Here is a 16,151-nt window from a genome sequence, read left to right as displayed (position 1 = left end):
AAATACTTGAAATTTTAGGAAATTTCCCGACAGCCGCCAGGGCCGGACTTTGGTATAATCCGCGATTCCCGGCGCCCACGGAAGACTTTTCCGTGCGCCACCCGCCACTTTGTGAAGCAAGGCAGGCGGCCAGATAATACTGAATACTGAACAGCACGCGCCGCACCTCGGGGGAGGAAGGCAGACGAGACACATCGTCCCCGGCAGCGGGCCCAGACCAAGGTTGAATTTTACGTGATGTGGTCCAGACTCCGCGAAGTTTTCGCTCGCGAGCTGGTGGTTCTCGTCGATCCGACCAACCCCCAGCACGCGCGGCGGCGCAAACAACTGACGGCCTCGGTCGGCGCAATCTTCACGCTCGGCATGGCCGCGGCGATGGGTGTCGCGCCGCCCAGCGCCTATGACGATCCGCGCGCGCCGCGCACGCAGCAGGTGCTGCGCATGCCCGACGTGCGCGAGCAGCTCGAACAGCTTACCGATGACGAAGCCGTCTACGTGCGCGAAGAGCGCATGCAGCGCGGCGACACCATTGCCAGCCTGCTCAGGCGGCTGGGCGTGGACGATGCCGATGCGCAGGCATTCATCGTCAAGAACCCCACCGCGCGCGGCCTCTTCAACCTGAACCCGGGCCAGGCGGTGCAGGCCGAAATCGACGAAAGCAATACGCTGGTGTCGCTGCAGGCCAACCTCGGCGGCGACGCCGCGGCCTCGCGCGAGCTGGTGATCGAGCGCGTGCGCCCGGCCGACGGCGACACTGCCGCCGCTTACAAGGCCAAGGTGGAGCGCGTCGCCAACGACGTGCACTACGAGATGGCCTCGGGCGCGATTTCCGCAGGCGGCTTCTTCAAGGCCATGGATGCGGCCAGCGTGCCCGACGAAGTCGTGCAGCAGATGCTGTCGATCTTCTCCGGCGTGATCGACTTCCACCACGATATCGCCAGCGGCGACCGCTTCCGCATCATCTACGAAGCGGGCTTTCGCGACGGCACCTTCGTGCGCAACGGCCGCGTGGTCGCGGTGGAGCTGATCAACCGCAACCAGCTGCACCAGGCGCTGTGGTTCGCGCCCGAGGACAGCAAGGACGGCGGTGCCTACTACACCTTCGACGGGCGCAGCATGAAGCGGCCGTTCCTGCGTTCGCCGGTGGAGTTCTCGCGGGTGTCGTCGGGCTTCGGCGGCCGCGAGCATCCGCTGCATCATGCCTGGGCGCAGCACAAGGGCGTCGACTTTGCCGCCCCGACCGGCACCAAGGTGCTGGCCACCGGCGACGGCGTGGTCGAGTTCGTGGGCCAGCAGAACGGCTACGGCAATATCGTCATCCTGAACCACGCCAACGGCTACTCGACCTACTACGCGCACCTGTCCGGCTTTGCCGGCATGCGCCAGGGCCAGCCGGTGCGCCAGGGCCAGCTGATCGGCTATGTCGGCTCGACCGGCTGGGCCACCGGCCCGCACCTGCACTACGAGTTCCGCTTCAACGACGTGCCGCAGAACCCGCTGACCATCACGCTGATGGAATCGCCGGCGCTGACCGGCAAGTCGCGCCAGGAATTCCTGACCTATACCAGCGGGCTGCTCAGCCGCATCAATGCGCTGCGCACCTACAACGTGCTGACCGCCTCCAACTGACCGCGCCCACCGTGACCCAGCCCGTGCCTGGCAGTGAACGCTATATCGGCATCATGTCCGGCACCAGCATGGACGGTGCCGATGCGGTGCTGGTGGATTTCAGCGGCGCCCGGCCTGCCGTGCTGGCCGCCGCCAGCCAGCCCTTCCCCGGCTCGCTGCGCGAGGCTTTCGGCGCCTTGCAGCAGCCCGGCGAGGACGAGATCCATCGCGAAGCACTGGCGGCCAACGCGCTGGCGCAAGTGTATGCCGACTGCGTTGCCGCGCTGCTGCGCGAGGCGCGCATCGACGCGGCCTCGGTGGCCGCCATCGGTGCCCATGGGCAAACCATCCGCCACCGGCCCGGCCTGTATGACGGCGTCGGCTACACCCGCCAGAGCCAGCATCCGGCGCGGCTGGCCGAACTGGCCACGATCGACGTAGTCGCGGACTTCCGCAGCCGCGACATCGCCGCCGGCGGCCAGGGCGCGCCGCTGGTGCCCGCGCTGCACCATGCGCTGTTCGGCAGCGAGGCCGAAACCCGCGTTGCCTGCAATATCGGCGGCATCTCCAATATCAGCATCCTGCCCGCGGCGGGCGGCGCCGTCAGCGGCTTCGACTGCGGTCCCGGCAATGCGCTGCTCGACTACTGGATCGGCCGCCACCGCGGCCTGCCCTTCGACAGCAACGGCGACTGGGCCGCCGGCGGGCGCGTCGACGCCGCGCTGCTGGCGCAGTGCCTGGCCGAGCCCTACTTCAACGCAGCGCCGCCCAAGAGCACCGGGCGCGACCTGTTCCATCCCGGCTGGCTCGATACCCGCCTCGCCGCGTTCCAGCACCTCGCGCCTGCCGACGTGCAGGCGACGCTGGCGGCACTGACGGCCGAGGCCATCGCCCGCGACGTGCGCACTCACGCGCCCGATGCGCGCCGCCTGATCGTCTGCGGCGGCGGCGCCCGCAATGCGTTCGTGATGACCCGGCTGGCGCAGGCCTTGCCCGGCGCAGCCATCGAGACCTCGGAAGACTACGGCGTGCCGGTGTCGCAGGTCGAAGCGATCGCCTTTGCCTGGCTGGCGCGCCAGTGCCTGCTGCGCCTGCCCGGCAACGTGCCCGCCGTGACCGGCGCCGCCGGGCCGCGCGTGCTGGGCGCGATCTATCCGCGCTGAGCGCTACGGCTGGCGCACGGCACCGCGCGGTCATCGCTCGTGAAGAAACAAAAACGCACCCGAAGGTGTAATGCCGTTCAGTTAAGGTCTCAAGCCCTACCGTCATTCCCGCGCAGGCGGGAATCCAGCGTCTTTCACGTCCCCTTCGGGGATGAAGTCACTGGGTTCCCGCCTGCGCGGGAACGACAGTCGCTAACTGAACGGCATTACACCCGAAGGTGCGTTTTTGTTTGGGGACCAGGGTCAGTCAGACCGAGAACGACGAGCCGCAACCACAGGTGGTCGAGGCATTCGGGTTCTTGATCACGAACTGCGCGCCGTTGATGTCTTCCTTGTAGTCGATCTCGGCGCCGACCAGGTACTGGTAGCTCATCGAGTCGATCAGCAGGGTGACGCCGTTCTTGACCATGGTGGTGTCGTCTTCGTTGACTTCCTCGTCGAAGGTGAAGCCATACTGGAAGCCGGAGCAGCCGCCGCCCTGCACGAACACGCGCAGTTTCAGTTCGGCATTGCCCTCTTCCTCGATCAACTGCTTGACCTTGTCGGCGGCGCTGTCGGTAAAGACGAACGGTGCCGGCACGTCTTCGGTAACGGGTGCCTCTGCGACTGCGTTCATGGGGTGTTCTCCTGTTTAGATACGCCTGTATTCTAAGCGCTACTGGAAGTTCGTGCCGAAACCCTGAATTTTCAAGGGGTTCCCGGCATGCAAGGTGCCGCTCAGGCGGCCTTTTCGGTGGGACTGGCGTCGGCAGCGGGGGGTTCGTCTTCGGCGGCGGCATCGCCATCAGCCGCTTCCGTCACTTCGACCGCCGGCGCCGCCTCGACCAGGTTCGGCAGCGCCTTGACCTCGCCTTGCATCAGCGGCATCAGGCGGCCTTCGACCAGCGCGCCCTGGTGCATTTCCAGCGCCGCATAGCGCACGTCGCCGAGCACGCGCGCATGCGGCTGCAGTTCAAGCAGGTCGGTGGCCTGCACCGGGCCCTTGACGGTGCCGTTCAACACCAGGTGGCCAACGCTGATCTCGCCCTCGACCATGCCCTTCTCGCTGACCACCAGCATGCTCGGCTTGCCCGGCGCCGCGCTGACGTTGCCGCGCACGCGGCCATCCAGGCGCAGGCCGCCGGCAAACACCAGGTCGCCGTCGATGGCGGTGTCTTCGCCCATCAGCGTATCGATCGAAAGGCCCTTCTTTTTCGAAAACAGCATGACTCTCACTCCTCTCTCGTTCGTGCCGAACTCTGCGGCCGTGGCGCATCCACGCCGGCAAGCTGCACTTGCCGATGGCGACAGGGCGTGATTGTAGCCGCGTGCAGTTCATACCCCACAAAAGTATGGTCTCCCACTCGCTTTTTTCGGCAGGCGCGTGCATTTCCGTACCCTGCGGGCGAAAAAAAACCGCACGGCCAGCGTGCGGTTTTTTCGGTCTCGCAAGATCCGGCAGTGCCGGACCCGCGACAACGCATCAGCGCTTCGAGAACTGCTTGCGACGACGCGCCTTGTGGAAGCCGACCTTCTTACGCTCGACTTCACGTGCATCGCGCGTGACGTAGCCAGCCTTCGACAGGGCCGACTTCAGGGTCGCATCGTAGTCGATCAGGGCACGGGTGATGCCGTGGCGCACTGCGCCGGCCTGGCCGGTTTCGCCACCGCCGGTCACGTTGACCTTGATGTCGAACGTTTCGGCGTGAGCGGTCAGTTCCAGCGGCTGGCGCACGATCATCAGCGAGGTTTCGCGAGCGAAATACTCTTTGATGGGCTTGCCGTTGACGACGATGTCGCCCTTGCCCGACTTGATGAAGACACGTGCCACAGCGCTCTTGCGGCGGCCAGTACCGTAATTCCAGTTACCGATCATGGATTGGCCTCCTTAGATTTCCAGCGCCTTGGGCTGCTGCGCTTCATGCGGATGCTCGGCTTCGGCGTAAACCTTCAGCTTCTTGATCATCGCGTAGCCCAGCGGACCCTTCGGCAGCATGCCCTTGACAGCCTTCTCCAGGGCACGGCCCGGGAAACGCTGCTGCATCTTGCCGAACGTCGTTTCGTAGATACCGCCCGGGTAGCCCGAATGGCGATAGTACTTCTTGTCCGTTTCCTTGGTACCCGTGACACGCAGCTTGGCTGCATTGACGATGATGATGTAATCACCCGTGTCGACGTGCGGAGTGAATTCCGGCTTGTGCTTGCCGCGCAGACGGCGTGCCACTTCGCTGGCGACACGGCCGAGGACTTTGTCCGTCGCGTCAATCACGTACCAGTCGCGCTTTACCTCATGAGGCTTGGCGGAAAAGGTCTTCATGATTTTTCCTGACTATTAGTTCGTGCCCGAAATCCGACTCGCGAAGGCTTGTGCTCGCCCCTGCAAGTCTTGTGGCTGGCCCGCGAAGGCTGGCCGGGACTGCTTTCTTCTCCGCGGGCATGACGGAAAAGCCCACGATTATACTGGCAGCCGCAGGAAGCGCACAAGCAAGGACTAATCTTTTCGTCAAGATCGACGCAGTTGGCGGCCGAACCAGCGCAGCGCAGCGCACTTGGCAACATGCGACAGTGCTGGAGCGCAGGGGCGAAAAAAAACCCAAGCGGTTGAGCTTGGGTTTGAATCCACCAAAGGAGGAGGGTGGAGGAGACACTTGGAGATCGACGGAGAGGCTGGCGGGCGGTGCGGAGGCTTCGGTTTCGCACTCTGGCGCGCTGTCAGTGCCGTCGTTCAATGATTGGAATTATACCTAGGGTTTGTCCGGATGCAAGTGAAATCTGCACTGCGAAATGCAATTTCGTATTGTGGAAAGCAGAAAGGTCCCTGCGGCCCTGCCCTATCCACTGAAAAATCAAATACTTAACCCAATACATGGGATGCCATGAATCTGGCTGACTAGAGGAAACCCTCAGGATTTCTAAGGTTATCGGCATCGAGAACGTGAACTTGACGATGCCATATACTGAGAATTGCAAGATTTATGATCACGCGCTTGTGATCGAAAACACACAACACAAACGACAGGAACGAACAAAATGGAATGCAAAGTGACATGGATGGGCGCCGACGGCATGAGCTTCGTGGCCCAGACCGGCAGCGGCCATATCGTTGCCATGGACGGTGCGCCCGAGGGCGGCGGCCATAACCTGGCACCGCGGCCGATGGAAATGGTGCTGCTGGGCACCGGCGGCTGCACCGCCTATGACGTGGTGCTGATCCTCAAGCGCGGCCGCCAGGACGTCACCGGCTGCACCGTGCAGCTGCAGGCCGAGCGCGCCGGCGAGGACCCCAAGGTCTTCACCCGCATCAATTTCCATTTTGTGGTGACCGGCAAGAATCTCAACCCCGCCACGGTCGAGCGGGCGATCAAGCTGTCGCACGAGAAGTACTGCTCGGCGTCGATCATGCTGGCCAAGACGGCCGAGATCACGCACACGCTGGAAATCGTCGAGGGCTGAATTCCGGATCCTGCTCCGGGGACGACGGCGCCTTACACGTGCCGCACCCTGCGGCCAAGCAGCAGGTGCAGCCAGAACAGCAGCCCGAGCGCCACGCCTGCAGTCCAGTGCAGCCACTCGGTGATGCTGCGCACGTCCTCGCCATTGAAGTAGTAAAGGCCGTAGCCGGTCATGACCAGCAACGCCATGCCGGCGGCAAACAGTCCGCCGGCGAGCCGGTTGCGCCGGCGCATCCAGGCATGGCGGATATGCGCGGACCAGATCGTGCCCAGCAGGAACATGGCTGCCAGCGCCGCGGCGCCGTGCGCCTTCATGCTCCAGGCCATCCAGGGTGCCTGCACTTCCGGTTCGACCACCAGCCAGCGCAGCAGCAGCCACGCCGCGCCGGACAGCAGCAGCAGCCCGAATGCCGCATACAGCGCGAAGCGGCGCTGGCGGTGAATGCGGAAGGCCTGCCGAGGCGGGTGCGTCAGGAAATGTCGGTCGTGCATCGGGTCAGGACTGCGGGTCAGGAAAATGGAATGGCGCCAGCCGGCAGTGTGCCATCGCCGTAGACCAGCGTACAGGCGCCAAACCTGGCCAGCAGCGGATGCCGGGGCGCGCCGGCCGCCAGCACCACCTTGGTCAGGGCATCGGCAAGCATGCAGCTGGGCGCCAGTACGCTGGCGCCGGCACTCGCCGGCAACGGCGAACCGCAGGATCGGCCAGCAATGCGCGGGGCCTGCCCGCGTGCGGGCGCCAGGCCGCCGACTGCCGAACTGGCGATGGCGGCATCGTGCAGGCTCCAGACCAGCACCGTGCGCGCTGGCGCACCGGGATCCCGCAGTGCCACCTGTGCCGGCACCGTGCCGGCATGACGCATATCGCCGCCAGCGTTGACCAGCAAGTAGCTGAGCGGGTCTCCGGGTAGTGCGGCGCGCGCGGCCTCGATCGCGCAATCCACCGCATAACCCTTGGCAATCCCGCCCAGGTCTAGCTGCGCGGGACCATGCCTGAGCACGGTCTCGCCGTCAATGCTCCAGGATGGCCTGTCGCGCGCAACATCGGGCACACGATCGTATGCACAATCGAAAGCGCCCTCGCTGGCCGCGTGCAATGCCGCGGCAAGCTCCAGCACGCGCAGCGTATGCGCATCCACCCTGACCGGAACCCCGACGGGGGCTGCATTCAGCCGTCCGATATCGCTGGCCGGACTGTGGCGGCTCATCAGTTGATGCACCTGTTCCACCGCCGCAAATGCGGCCGCCAGGGCCAGCGCGGCCCCGGCACCGCGCGCCTCGATCTCCACCAGGGTGCCCAGCAGCGGGCGGGCGCGGCGCAATCGCTCCGGCATGACGTGGCGCCTGGCGTTGCTTATTGCGGACCCAGCGCCATCTGCGCCATCACGGCGATGCGGCGGATACCGTCGGTAATGTGGGTGCAGGACAGCGTGGCGCCGCTGATGTTCTCGATATCGTCGCCGATGCGCAGCGCCGAGCGCGCGGACTTGCCGCTGAACTGGCTGCGCCACGGCTTGTTGCGGACTTCATAGCCATGGCTCTCGCGGTAGGCCAGGATCTCGACGTCGCGGATCTCGCCGGCGGGTGTCAGCGCCACGGCATAGCTGATCAGCTCGAACTTGCCGATGACGGCGTCGGCGACCACATAGCCCAGCAGCTTCGCGCCCTGGCGTGCCTGCCAGATGCGCCAGGCACCCATCCGGGCCGGGCCGCCGGCACGCTCGGCCAGCTGCCTGAGCTGGTCCGGGTTGAGCGCCACCATCACGGGCGTGAACTCGGTGGCGTCGGCAAACATCTGCTTCTGACTCTCGGCCACGCTCATGTACTCGGCGGCATGCACGCTGGTCACGACAAAGCCTGCCGACAGCGCGGCGGTGCAGACAAGCAGGGTGGGAACAGGCTGATAGCGCATTGGTGCTTCCTTGTCCCGCACGGCCCGGCCGGGCCGTGCGGGAATTGCGGATCCTGGCGTCAGAACGAAACGCCCAGGCCCAGGTCGAGGCGGTTGAAACTACTATTGGTGCGGAACCACTGATAATCGATCTTGAACACGACGTTCGGGTTCAGGTAGAAGTTCATGCCCGCGGTCCAGACCGTGTCGTAAGGCTTGGCGAAGGTTGCGCCGCTGGCCGTGACGGGGCCGCTCGGCGTTGCCGAGAAGCCAGGGGCAATACCTTCGTAGCTGGCGCCCATGTTGTAGCGCTCGTAGCGGGCGAACGGCACGGCGCGATACTTGCCGTGCTGCCACACGTTGTAGGCAGCCTGCAGGTACCAGCCGTAGAACGACGCCGGCATCGGATTGGCCGTGCCCGGGAACTGCGCATTGACCTGGGCAGTGTTGCTGATGTGGCCCTGCGCATAGAGCGCGGCAAGGTCCCACTTGCCCGGCGTCCAGCGCGTATGCGCTTCCCACAGCGTGGCACGCTGGCTGCCCGCGCCCGGCGCCGGATTGGCATTGCCCGTAAAGACCGAGCCGCCCACCAGCAGACCCGGCACGCCGCGATAGTTCAGCGACAGGTACTGCGAGGCATTCTTCGCATTGGCCAGGCTCATTTCCTGGTGGGTGGCCTGCATCGGCGCCACCTTGTTGTTCTGCAGGTCCAGCGCGGAGTTGTAGAGCGGCGTCTCCGGCGTGAAGTTCCACTTGGACAGGTCAAGTCCGGTGGTGAGGCCAACGTTCCAGTCCAGGCCAAAATCGGTGTTGCCATGCAGGGCGAAGCCGCCTTCGCGCCAGGTGGACGGGATGATCAGCGTCTCGATGAAGTTGCGGTACACGCCATAGTAGGCAGTAGGCTCGTGGTGCTCGTTGATCAGGCCCACCGGCATCAGGAACACACCGGCCGTCATGCCCACCTTGTCGGTGAACATATGGTCGACGTAGAACTGCTCCACCTCGAACTCGCCAGCGTCGGACGACGACGCAACGGCGTGCTCCACCTCGAACTCCGAGGCAAAGCGCGTCTTTTCGTCAAAGCGGTAGCCAAAGCCGAACACCGCCCGGCCGAGGTCGGCCCGGGTGTCGTTGGTATTGCGGCTGGGCCGCGAATAGCCGATCTCGCCATAGCCGAATACGCTCAGGTTGTCGAGCGGCGAGGGCTTGGCGGCGACCTGCTGCAGGGTCTCCTGCGAAGCCTGCAACTGCGCCACCTGGGCGGTCTGCTCGGCCTGCTGCTGCGACTGCGCCTGCTGTTGCGATGCCAGCGTGGCGTTCTGCGCCTTCATGGCCTTGAGTTCGGCCTGCAGCGCCTGCAACTGGCTGGCCATCTCGTCGACCTTGCGTTCGAGCTGCTGCACTGTTGCCGGGCCGGCACCTGCCGTTGCGGCGAACGCCGGCGTGCCTGCCACGGCAAGCACCGCGGCGGCAATCATGGTCCTCTTCATCACACTCCCCTTCCTGGTTTATCTGTCTATGTGTGTCTTACCTGGTGGCCGCCGCGCCTGCGCGCGTGGCGGCCACGCTGGCCGCGGTGGCGTAGCACTGGGCCGGTACCGTGTAGGCCGACGGATTGGCAGGATCGAAGCCATCGGTCAGCGTGCACAGGAAGCGCACGAGGTCGGCCATCTCGCTGTTGGTGAGCGTCGGCGCCAGGCCCGGGATATACGGCACCTCGCTGACGTTGACATTGCCGGCGTAGGCCGTCGGCAAGTCGTTGTACTGGATGTCCGGCATGCCGTTCGCCTTGGTGTACCAGCGGCGAGGATCGGTATCGCGCGTGATGTACCACGCCACGACTTCCTCCAGCGTGTCGAAGACACCGTTATGGAAATACGGCCCGGTCAGCGCGATATTGCGCAGCGTGGGCACCTTGAAGGCGCCGCAGCGCGACGTGCGCGAGGCCAGGTCGTCGCGCAGCGGGCCGCACAGGCCGAGGTCGTAGTAGTCGTGATTGGGCTCACCGAGCGCGGTGCCGTTCTTCGGCACATAGCTGAGCGTATTGCCGTCGATATTTGCGGGGATCTTCCAGTTGCGCGGAATGCCGACGTTGTCGTAACTGAAGTCGGTGAACAGCGCCGGCGTGCTGGCGGTCGGCGTGGATACGTGGCAGGACGTGCAGTTGCCCTTGGCCGGATTGTTGAAGAGCGCCAGGCCGTTCAGTTCCTGCGGCGTCAGCGATGCACTGCCCTTCAGGTAAGCGTCGTACTTGCTGGAAAACTGGCGGAATGCCGGGTCTTCCTTCTGGTACTGGGCCAGTGCCTGGCCGATGTTGTGCAGCGCGGTGGTGGCGTCCTGCACGGACGCCTGGCCGAACACCGCCGTGAACTGGTCAAGGTAGGGCCGCGTCAGCAGCCGTCCAAGCAGCTCCTCGGGCGAAGCATTGGCCATTTCAAACGGCGTGAAGAAAGGCTTCTCAGCCTGGTCGGCCAGCGACGGCGAGCGGCCGTCGCGGAAGAAGCCACCCACCGCCTTGCCATCGGCCCCGATGCTGAAGGTTGGCGTGAACTGGTTGTAGGCCAGCGCAGGCGTGTTGCGCAGGCCGGGCAGGTCCATGCCGGGGCCGCCCAGCGGCACGGCCAGCGGATCATCGCCCGCAAAGGCACGGCCTGCCACATGGCAGGTTGCACATGACTGCTTGCCAGAGGCCGACAGCGCGGTATCCGTAAAAATCTTCTCGCCGACCTGCGCCATGGCGGACAGCTGGCTGCCGGCGGGTGCCGGGCTGGCAGTGTCGCCGCCGCCGCCGCAGCTTGCCACCAGCCATGCGCACAGTGCGGCAGCCAGTCCGGCCAGCGCACGCGCGCCTCCCCTGTGGCGGCGCGCGCGCGCGCTGCCGTCTTTCGTTTTCATGGATTTCCTGGTTCTTTGGATTGCGCACGCCTTTTTGTAATGCTGCTCAGGCGTCACACTGCTGCTCGTACTAGTAATACGAACAATTTTCGTTACGGATTATATGGAAAAGAACCGGGGCCGGATTTGCTTCACCGCAAAAAATCGCGCGGACACATCAAAGTGTTGCCACCATGCCGCACTTGCAGGGCAATTCACGTGGATATCAATGAAGAAAGACGATCTTGCCTTCTTTTAGAGACATTGACACCGGCTGATAATGTCTCATGCACAAGACTTGTCAATGCGGATTTAAATGTCTCTTATCCATAGCCAGACGTGACGACACAAGCATATTTTGTAATGCTGGCGCGTGGCAGTTGCGGGAAATAGTCTGGAGATGTGATTCAGTCTGCAAATCCTCGACTGAGATGCGGGAATTCCGCCGGGCGGACCGGGTCGTCCCAAAGAAGAAGCAAAGCAGGCCGATAAGCCGGATTCTGTGCGCCCCGCCCGCCTTGCGGCCAACGGTGCGTGACAACCATTCCTCTAGGCCGGCTGTTACCAGCCGGCTCCAGCTCCCTACCCGCAGACTCAGCGGGCCGCTTCATCGCCTGCCTATTTGGGATTGCTCCAGGTGGAGGTTACCGCGTTTCACCCTTCCCGCCGGGCGAACCCGGCGGCAAGACTCGTCTCTGTGGCCCTATTCCGCACGTTGCCGTGGATGGCTGTTAGCCAACACCCTGCCCTGTGGAGTCCGGACTTTCCTCCCCCTGCACCTTGCGGTGCAGGCAGCGGTTGTCTGGCCTGCTTTGCGGCCCGCAGTCTAACACCGATTGGCAGTGCCTTCAGCCGGTTCGGCGCCCCGGCCGGAATATCGAGGTATCGGCATAGAAGCCAGAATCGGCATTGTCGCCGCACCAGCCAGGAATGCCCATCACCGGCAGCGGCGCAAAGCTGCGGCCACCGCGCAGCGTGCCAGCCCGGGCCGCGCCAACGAGGGATTCCGCCAGCATGGCGTCAAGCGACGGGCCCGCAGCCTGATGAGGCGCCAGCGGCAGCATCCACGCATGCGCGGTGACCGACTTGTATGGCTGCACCAGCTTCTCCAGCAGCGCATGGCCGAACGGCACCACCGCGCAATCGCTGCCCCAGGCCTGCCGGACCTCGACAAACAGTCGCTGCCACGCAAACCCCTTCAGCGCATCGGCCAGGCCCGGCACGGCGCTGACGAACAGCACCGCATTTTCGTCAAACAGGGTCGCGGCGTCGCGCACGCCGCCTCGCGCGGTCTGCACCCCTTCGCGCGCAATGACTTCGGCCTGGATCTGGTTGAGCACGCGCTTGGCCTGCGGGAAATGCAGCCAGATCAGCGCGTTGAAGAAATCGTGGAGATTGTCCCGGGTCGGGACTTCGCCCGTGGCGTGGATATGCGCCTCATAGGCGCTGCCTTCAGGCAGGGCCTGCTGGGCGATAAAGCGCAGCGGCAGGCCGCGCGCATTGCGCAGCCCGAGCCGGGCGGCGTGCGCGCCGAGCAGCGCACGCAGGTCGGTGCCGCCTTGTACGGCCGCGGCCAGCGCGGCACCCTGCGCGGCAAACGGCTGGAACCACGGCCGGGACCAGTCGATCCCGGCCAGCGCGGCGACGAAGGATTCGTCCGCCGCAAGCGCCTGCATGGTCAAGGCTTGCCGCAGGACTCAGCGGGCCTTCCAGCGCAGCGTCTCACCGCCGCGCAGCGGCACCAGCGTGGTGTCGCCGTAGGGCAGCTCGGCCGGCAGTTCCCAGTCCTCGCGCTCCAGCGTCAGCGTGCCGTTGTTGCGCGGCAGGCCGTAGAAGGCGGGACCGTTGAAGCTGGCAAAGGCTTCCAGCTTGTCCAGCGCGCCGGCGGATTCGAAGGCTTCGGCATACAGCTCCATCGCATGCAGCGCGGTATAGCAGCCGGCGCAGCCGCAGGCGTGCTCCTTCAGGCCGCGCGCATGCGGTGCGCTGTCGGTGCCCAGGAAGAAGCGCGGGTTGCCGGAGACGGCGGCCGCCACCAGCGCCTCGCGGTGGGTTTCGCGCTTGAGCACCGGCAGGCAGTAGTAGTGCGGGCGGATGCCGCCGGTGAAGATGGCGTTGCGGTTGTAGAGCAGGTGGTGCGCGGTAATGGTGGCGCCGACCGGGCCGGTGGCTTCACGCACGTACTCGGCCGCGTCCTTGGTGGTGATGTGCTCGAACACCACCTTGAGCTCGGGCATGTCGCGGCGCAGCGGCGTCATCACGCGGTCGATGAAGACGGCTTCGCGGTCGAAGATGTCGATGCTCGGATCGGTCACTTCGCCGTGCACCAGCAGCGGCAGGCCAGCGCGCTGCATCGCCTCCAGCGCGGGATAGCAGCGGCGGATATCGGTCACGCCGGCGTCGCTGTTGGTGGTGGCACCCGCCGGGTACAGCTTGACGCCGTGCACGAAGCCGCTGGCCTTGGCCGCGGCGATCTCTTCGGCCGTGGTGTTGTCGGTCAGGTACAGCGTCATCAGCGGCTCGAACTGCATGCCGGCCGGCAGCGCCGCCAGGATGCGGGCGCGGTAGGCCTGCGCCTGCGCCACCGTGGTCACGGGCGGCTTCAGGTTGGGCATGATGATGGCGCGCGCGAACTGGCGCGCGGTGTCGGGCAGCACGGCTGCCAGGGCCGCGCCGTCGCGCAGGTGCAGGTGCCAGTCGTCCGGGCGGGTGATGGTGAGCTTCTGGGTCATGGCTAGCTTGGGCCTGCCGCGGCGGCGGCGGGCGTTCGTCGAAATCAGAGAATCAGGATGGCGCGGTAGTCGTTCACATTGGTGCGCGTCGGGCCGGTGACCACGAGGTCGCCGATGGCGTCGAACAGGCCCCAGGCGTCGTGCGCGTCCAGCTGGCGCAGTCCCGGCAGGCCGGCGGCCGCGGCGCGCGCCAGCGTGGTCGGATCGGCCAGCGCACCGGCATTGTCCTCCGAACCGTCGATGCCGTCGGTGTCGGCAGCGATGGCGTGCACGGCGGGCATGCCATCCAGCTCGACCGCCAGCGACAGCAGGAACTCGGAGCAACGCCCGCCACGCGCCCTGGCGGCGCCGCCGCCGGCCGGCAAAGTGACCGTGCACTCACCTCCGGAGATCAGCACCACGGGCGCGGCGAACGGCGCATTGTACGCGCGAATCTCGCGCACCAGCGCGGCGTAGACCCGGGCCACTTCGCGCGCCTCGCCGGTCACGGTATCGCCCAGCACCACCGGCGTGATGCCGCGTTCGCGGAACAGCGCCGCGGCCGCCTGAAGGCTGCCGTGAGCGGTGGCAATCATGCGGTTGTCGACCTGGGCGAACAGCGCGTCGCCGGGCTTGGGCGTCTCCGGCACCTCGCCGCGCGCGCCGCGCTCCAGGTGCGCCTGGACGCTGGCCGGCACCTGCGCGCCCCAGCGGCGCAGGATTTCCAGCGCGTTGGCAAAGGTGCTCGGATCGGCCACGGTCGGGCCCGAAGCGATCGCGCTGGGATCGTCGCCGGCCACGTCCGAGACGATCAGCGTGGTCACCGGGGCCCGGCTTGCCTGCGCCAGGCGGCCACCCTGGATGCGCGAGATGTGCTTGCGCACGATATTCATCTCGGTGATCGGCGCGCCACAGCGCAGCAGTTCCCGGGTGGTTGCCTTCAGGTCGGCCATCGGGATGCCTTCGGCCGGCAGCGACAGCAGGCTGGAGCCCCCGCCCGACACCAGCACCAGCAGGCGGTCCTGCGGCGTCAGCGACTGCACGCTGGCCAGGATATCGGCCGCGGCCTGCTCGCCGGCCTCGTCGGGCACCGGGTGGCCGGCCTCGATCACGCGGATATGGTCGGTCGGCAGTCCGTGCGCGTAACGCGTGACCACCAGCCCTTCCAGCGTGGCCTTGCCGGCATAGGCGCGTTCGACCGCCGCGGCCATCGACGCCGCCGCCTTGCCCGCGCCGACTACCAGCGTGCGGCCGCCGGCATGCGGGGGCGGCAGGTGCTGCGCCACGATCTGCAGCGGATCGGCCGCCGCCACGGCAGCGTGGAAGCTGTCCAGCAGGAGTCCGCGCGGATCGGCCGCGCCCGCCGCGCTCACAGCGCCTCCGCGATGGCCAGGCCCAGGTCGGCCGTGCCGGCCTTGCCGCCGATGTCGCGCGTCAGCGGCGCATGGTCGGGTCCGGCTGCCAGCACCTTCTCGATCGCGCCAAGCACCGCGGCGCCGGCCTCCTCATGGCCCAGGTGCTCCAGCATCATGGCGCCGCACCAGATCTGGCCGATCGGGTTGGCCACGCCGCGCCCGGCAATGTCCGGGGCCGAGCCGTGCACCGGCTCGAACAGGCTGGGGAAGGTGCGGTCCGGGTTGATATTGCCCGACGGCGCGATGCCGATGGTGCCGGTGCAGGCCGGGCCGAGGTCGGACAGGATGTCGCCGAACAGGTTGCTGGCCACCACCACGTCGAACCAGTCCGGGTGCTGGACGAAATGCGCGGTCAGGATGTCGATGTGGTACTTGTCGACCCGGATGCCAGGGTAATTCGCGGCCATCGCCTCGACGCGCTCGTCCCAGTACGGCATGGTGATCGAGATGCCGTTGGACTTGGTCGCTGACGTCAGGTGCTTTTTGGGCCGCTTCCGGGCCAGCTCGAAGGCAAACTTCAGGATGCGGTCGACGCCGGTGCGGCTCATCACGGTTTCCTGCACCACGATCTCGCGCTCGGTGCCCGGGAACATGCGCCCGCCGATGCTGGAGTACTCGCCCTCGGTGTTCTCGCGCACCACGTAGAAGTCGATGTCTCCAGGCTGGCGGCCGGCCAGCGGGCTCCTGATGCCGGGCATCAGCCGCACCGGGCGCAGGTTCACGTACTGGTCGAACGAGCGACGGAACTGCAGCAGCGAGCCCCACAGCGAAACATGGTCGGGCACCGCATCGGGCCAACCCACCGCCCCAAAGTAGATGGCGTCGTACTTGACCAGCGTGTCGAACCAGTCGTCCGGCAGCATCTTGCCGTGGCGGGCATAGTAGTCGCAGCTGGAAAAGTCAAAGTGATCCCACTGGAAGTCGATGCCGAAGCGCCGCGCCGCGGCGTCCATCACGCGGATGCCCTCGGGCATGACTTCCGTGCCGATTCCGTCTCCGGGAATCACGGCGATCTTGTATTGGCGCATGGTTATTGGGGAGCTACGTGCAGGATGGCC

16 protein-coding genes and 1 other RNA gene are annotated in these 16,151 nt (G+C 66.0%); 3 read left to right on the top strand and 14 right to left on the bottom strand.

Annotated elements, in window-relative coordinates; translation table 11 throughout:
- The first annotated feature begins 237 nt into the window (after positions 1-237).
- Both ACREYQ_RS02555 and ACREYQ_RS02550 read left to right on the top strand, forming a co-directional pair.
- On the top strand, positions 238-1,629 hold the full coding sequence (locus tag ACREYQ_RS02555; RefSeq protein ID WP_432259233.1) for a M23 family metallopeptidase: 1,392 nt from the start codon (positions 238-240) through the stop codon (positions 1,627-1,629).
- Between the two features lie 11 nt (positions 1,630-1,640).
- Positions 1,641-2,771 carry an anhydro-N-acetylmuramic acid kinase gene (locus tag ACREYQ_RS02550; RefSeq protein ID WP_432259232.1) on the top strand — a complete coding sequence of 377 codons (1,131 nt, stop codon included), beginning with the start codon at positions 1,641-1,643 and terminating at the stop codon, positions 2,769-2,771.
- A 247-nt stretch (positions 2,772-3,018) separates the two neighbouring features.
- On the opposite strand, the gene erpA is transcribed toward ACREYQ_RS02550, so the two are convergent.
- The 4 genes from erpA to rplM form a co-directional block, all read right to left on the bottom strand.
- Positions 3,019-3,387 carry an iron-sulfur cluster insertion protein ErpA gene (erpA, locus tag ACREYQ_RS02545; RefSeq protein ID WP_010813904.1) on the bottom strand — a complete coding sequence of 123 codons (369 nt, stop codon included), beginning with the start codon at positions 3,385-3,387 and terminating at the stop codon, positions 3,019-3,021.
- 101 nt (positions 3,388-3,488) lie between these two features.
- On the bottom strand, positions 3,489-3,977 hold the full coding sequence (locus tag ACREYQ_RS02540) for a bactofilin family protein (RefSeq protein ID WP_432259231.1): 489 nt from the start codon (positions 3,975-3,977) through the stop codon (positions 3,489-3,491).
- A 256-nt stretch (positions 3,978-4,233) separates the two neighbouring features.
- Positions 4,234-4,626 (bottom strand): 30S ribosomal protein S9, encoded by a 393-nt coding sequence (rpsI, locus tag ACREYQ_RS02535; protein ID WP_012351769.1) that lies wholly within the window; start codon positions 4,624-4,626, stop codon positions 4,234-4,236.
- A gap of 12 nt (positions 4,627-4,638) precedes the next feature.
- A complete protein-coding gene (gene rplM, locus ACREYQ_RS02530; protein ID WP_010813907.1) occupies positions 4,639-5,067 on the bottom strand; it encodes a 50S ribosomal protein L13 in 429 nt (142 codons plus the stop codon).
- A 713-nt stretch (positions 5,068-5,780) separates the two neighbouring features.
- Here rplM and ACREYQ_RS02525 point away from each other — a divergent pair.
- Complete coding sequence (locus tag ACREYQ_RS02525) at positions 5,781-6,203, top strand: OsmC family protein (RefSeq protein ID WP_432259230.1); 423 nt, start codon at positions 5,781-5,783, stop codon at positions 6,201-6,203.
- A gap of 32 nt (positions 6,204-6,235) precedes the next feature.
- Here ACREYQ_RS02525 and ACREYQ_RS02520 read toward each other — a convergent pair whose 3' ends face one another.
- From ACREYQ_RS02520 to ACREYQ_RS02475, 10 genes are all read right to left on the bottom strand, one after another.
- Positions 6,236-6,694 (bottom strand): hypothetical protein, encoded by a 459-nt coding sequence (locus ACREYQ_RS02520; protein WP_432259229.1) that lies wholly within the window; start codon positions 6,692-6,694, stop codon positions 6,236-6,238.
- Between the two features lie 17 nt (positions 6,695-6,711).
- Positions 6,712-7,536 carry an FAD:protein FMN transferase gene (locus ACREYQ_RS02515; protein WP_432259228.1) on the bottom strand — a complete coding sequence of 275 codons (825 nt, stop codon included), beginning with the start codon at positions 7,534-7,536 and terminating at the stop codon, positions 6,712-6,714.
- A gap of 20 nt (positions 7,537-7,556) precedes the next feature.
- A complete protein-coding gene (locus ACREYQ_RS02510) occupies positions 7,557-8,114 on the bottom strand; it encodes an FMN-binding protein (RefSeq protein ID WP_432259227.1) in 558 nt (185 codons plus the stop codon).
- Positions 8,115-8,173: 59 nt separating this feature from the next.
- Entirely contained in the window at positions 8,174-9,583 is a 1,410-nt protein-coding gene (locus tag ACREYQ_RS02505) for a porin (protein WP_432259226.1), read from the bottom strand.
- A 37-nt stretch (positions 9,584-9,620) separates the two neighbouring features.
- Positions 9,621-10,988 carry a cytochrome-c peroxidase gene (locus ACREYQ_RS02500; RefSeq protein WP_432259225.1) on the bottom strand — a complete coding sequence of 456 codons (1,368 nt, stop codon included), beginning with the start codon at positions 10,986-10,988 and terminating at the stop codon, positions 9,621-9,623.
- A gap of 452 nt (positions 10,989-11,440) precedes the next feature.
- Positions 11,441-11,781: RNase P RNA component class A (gene rnpB / locus ACREYQ_RS02495), an RNA gene on the bottom strand.
- 34 nt (positions 11,782-11,815) lie between these two features.
- On the bottom strand, positions 11,816-12,643 hold the full coding sequence (locus ACREYQ_RS02490) for a DUF3025 domain-containing protein (protein WP_432259224.1): 828 nt from the start codon (positions 12,641-12,643) through the stop codon (positions 11,816-11,818).
- Between the two features lie 21 nt (positions 12,644-12,664).
- The gene (gene pyrC / locus ACREYQ_RS02485; protein WP_432259223.1) at positions 12,665-13,699 is read right to left on the bottom strand and encodes a dihydroorotase; all 1,035 of its coding nucleotides are present in this window, start codon (positions 13,697-13,699) and stop codon (positions 12,665-12,667) included.
- Between the two features lie 44 nt (positions 13,700-13,743).
- Complete coding sequence (locus ACREYQ_RS02480; protein ID WP_432259222.1) at positions 13,744-15,051, bottom strand: glycerate kinase type-2 family protein; 1,308 nt, start codon at positions 15,049-15,051, stop codon at positions 13,744-13,746.
- Positions 15,048-16,121 carry a tartrate dehydrogenase gene (locus ACREYQ_RS02475; protein ID WP_432259221.1) on the bottom strand — a complete coding sequence of 358 codons (1,074 nt, stop codon included), beginning with the start codon at positions 16,119-16,121 and terminating at the stop codon, positions 15,048-15,050. The genes ACREYQ_RS02480 and ACREYQ_RS02475 overlap by 4 nt, the downstream gene beginning before the upstream one ends.
- Positions 16,122-16,151: the final 30 nt, after the last annotated feature.

Source organism: Cupriavidus sp. TMH.W2 (assembly GCF_050847365.1).
In the GTDB taxonomy this organism is placed as follows: Bacteria; Pseudomonadota; Gammaproteobacteria; order Burkholderiales; family Burkholderiaceae; genus Cupriavidus.
This window is presented reverse-complemented; position numbering and strand designations above follow the sequence as displayed.

What these genes read in the sequence shown, in the direction of transcription:
- ACREYQ_RS02475 (WP_432259221.1), bottom strand. Translation starts at nt 16,121, where the DNA reads ATGCGCCAATACAAGATCGCCGTGATTCCCGGAGACGGAATCGGCACG.
- ACREYQ_RS02510 (WP_432259227.1), bottom strand. Translation starts at nt 8,114, where the DNA reads ATGCGCTATCAGCCTGTTCCCACCCTGCTTGTCTGCACCGCCGCGCTG.
- ACREYQ_RS02525 (WP_432259230.1), top strand. Translation starts at nt 5,781, where the DNA reads ATGGAATGCAAAGTGACATGGATGGGCGCCGACGGCATGAGCTTCGTG.
- ACREYQ_RS02520 (WP_432259229.1), bottom strand. Translation starts at nt 6,694, where the DNA reads ATGCACGACCGACATTTCCTGACGCACCCGCCTCGGCAGGCCTTCCGC.
- ACREYQ_RS02505 (WP_432259226.1), bottom strand. Translation starts at nt 9,583, where the DNA reads ATGAAGAGGACCATGATTGCCGCCGCGGTGCTTGCCGTGGCAGGCACG.
- rpsI (WP_012351769.1), bottom strand. Translation starts at nt 4,626, where the DNA reads ATGATCGGTAACTGGAATTACGGTACTGGCCGCCGCAAGAGCGCTGTG.
- pyrC (WP_432259223.1), bottom strand. Translation starts at nt 13,699, where the DNA reads ATGACCCAGAAGCTCACCATCACCCGCCCGGACGACTGGCACCTGCAC.
- ACREYQ_RS02490 (WP_432259224.1), bottom strand. Translation starts at nt 12,643, where the DNA reads ATGCAGGCGCTTGCGGCGGACGAATCCTTCGTCGCCGCGCTGGCCGGG.
- ACREYQ_RS02515 (WP_432259228.1), bottom strand. Translation starts at nt 7,536, where the DNA reads ATGCCGGAGCGATTGCGCCGCGCCCGCCCGCTGCTGGGCACCCTGGTG.
- erpA (WP_010813904.1), bottom strand. Translation starts at nt 3,387, where the DNA reads ATGAACGCAGTCGCAGAGGCACCCGTTACCGAAGACGTGCCGGCACCG.
- ACREYQ_RS02555 (WP_432259233.1), top strand. Translation starts at nt 238, where the DNA reads ATGTGGTCCAGACTCCGCGAAGTTTTCGCTCGCGAGCTGGTGGTTCTC.
- rplM (WP_010813907.1), bottom strand. Translation starts at nt 5,067, where the DNA reads ATGAAGACCTTTTCCGCCAAGCCTCATGAGGTAAAGCGCGACTGGTAC.
- ACREYQ_RS02540 (WP_432259231.1), bottom strand. Translation starts at nt 3,977, where the DNA reads ATGCTGTTTTCGAAAAAGAAGGGCCTTTCGATCGATACGCTGATGGGC.
- ACREYQ_RS02500 (WP_432259225.1), bottom strand. Translation starts at nt 10,988, where the DNA reads ATGAAAACGAAAGACGGCAGCGCGCGCGCGCGCCGCCACAGGGGAGGC.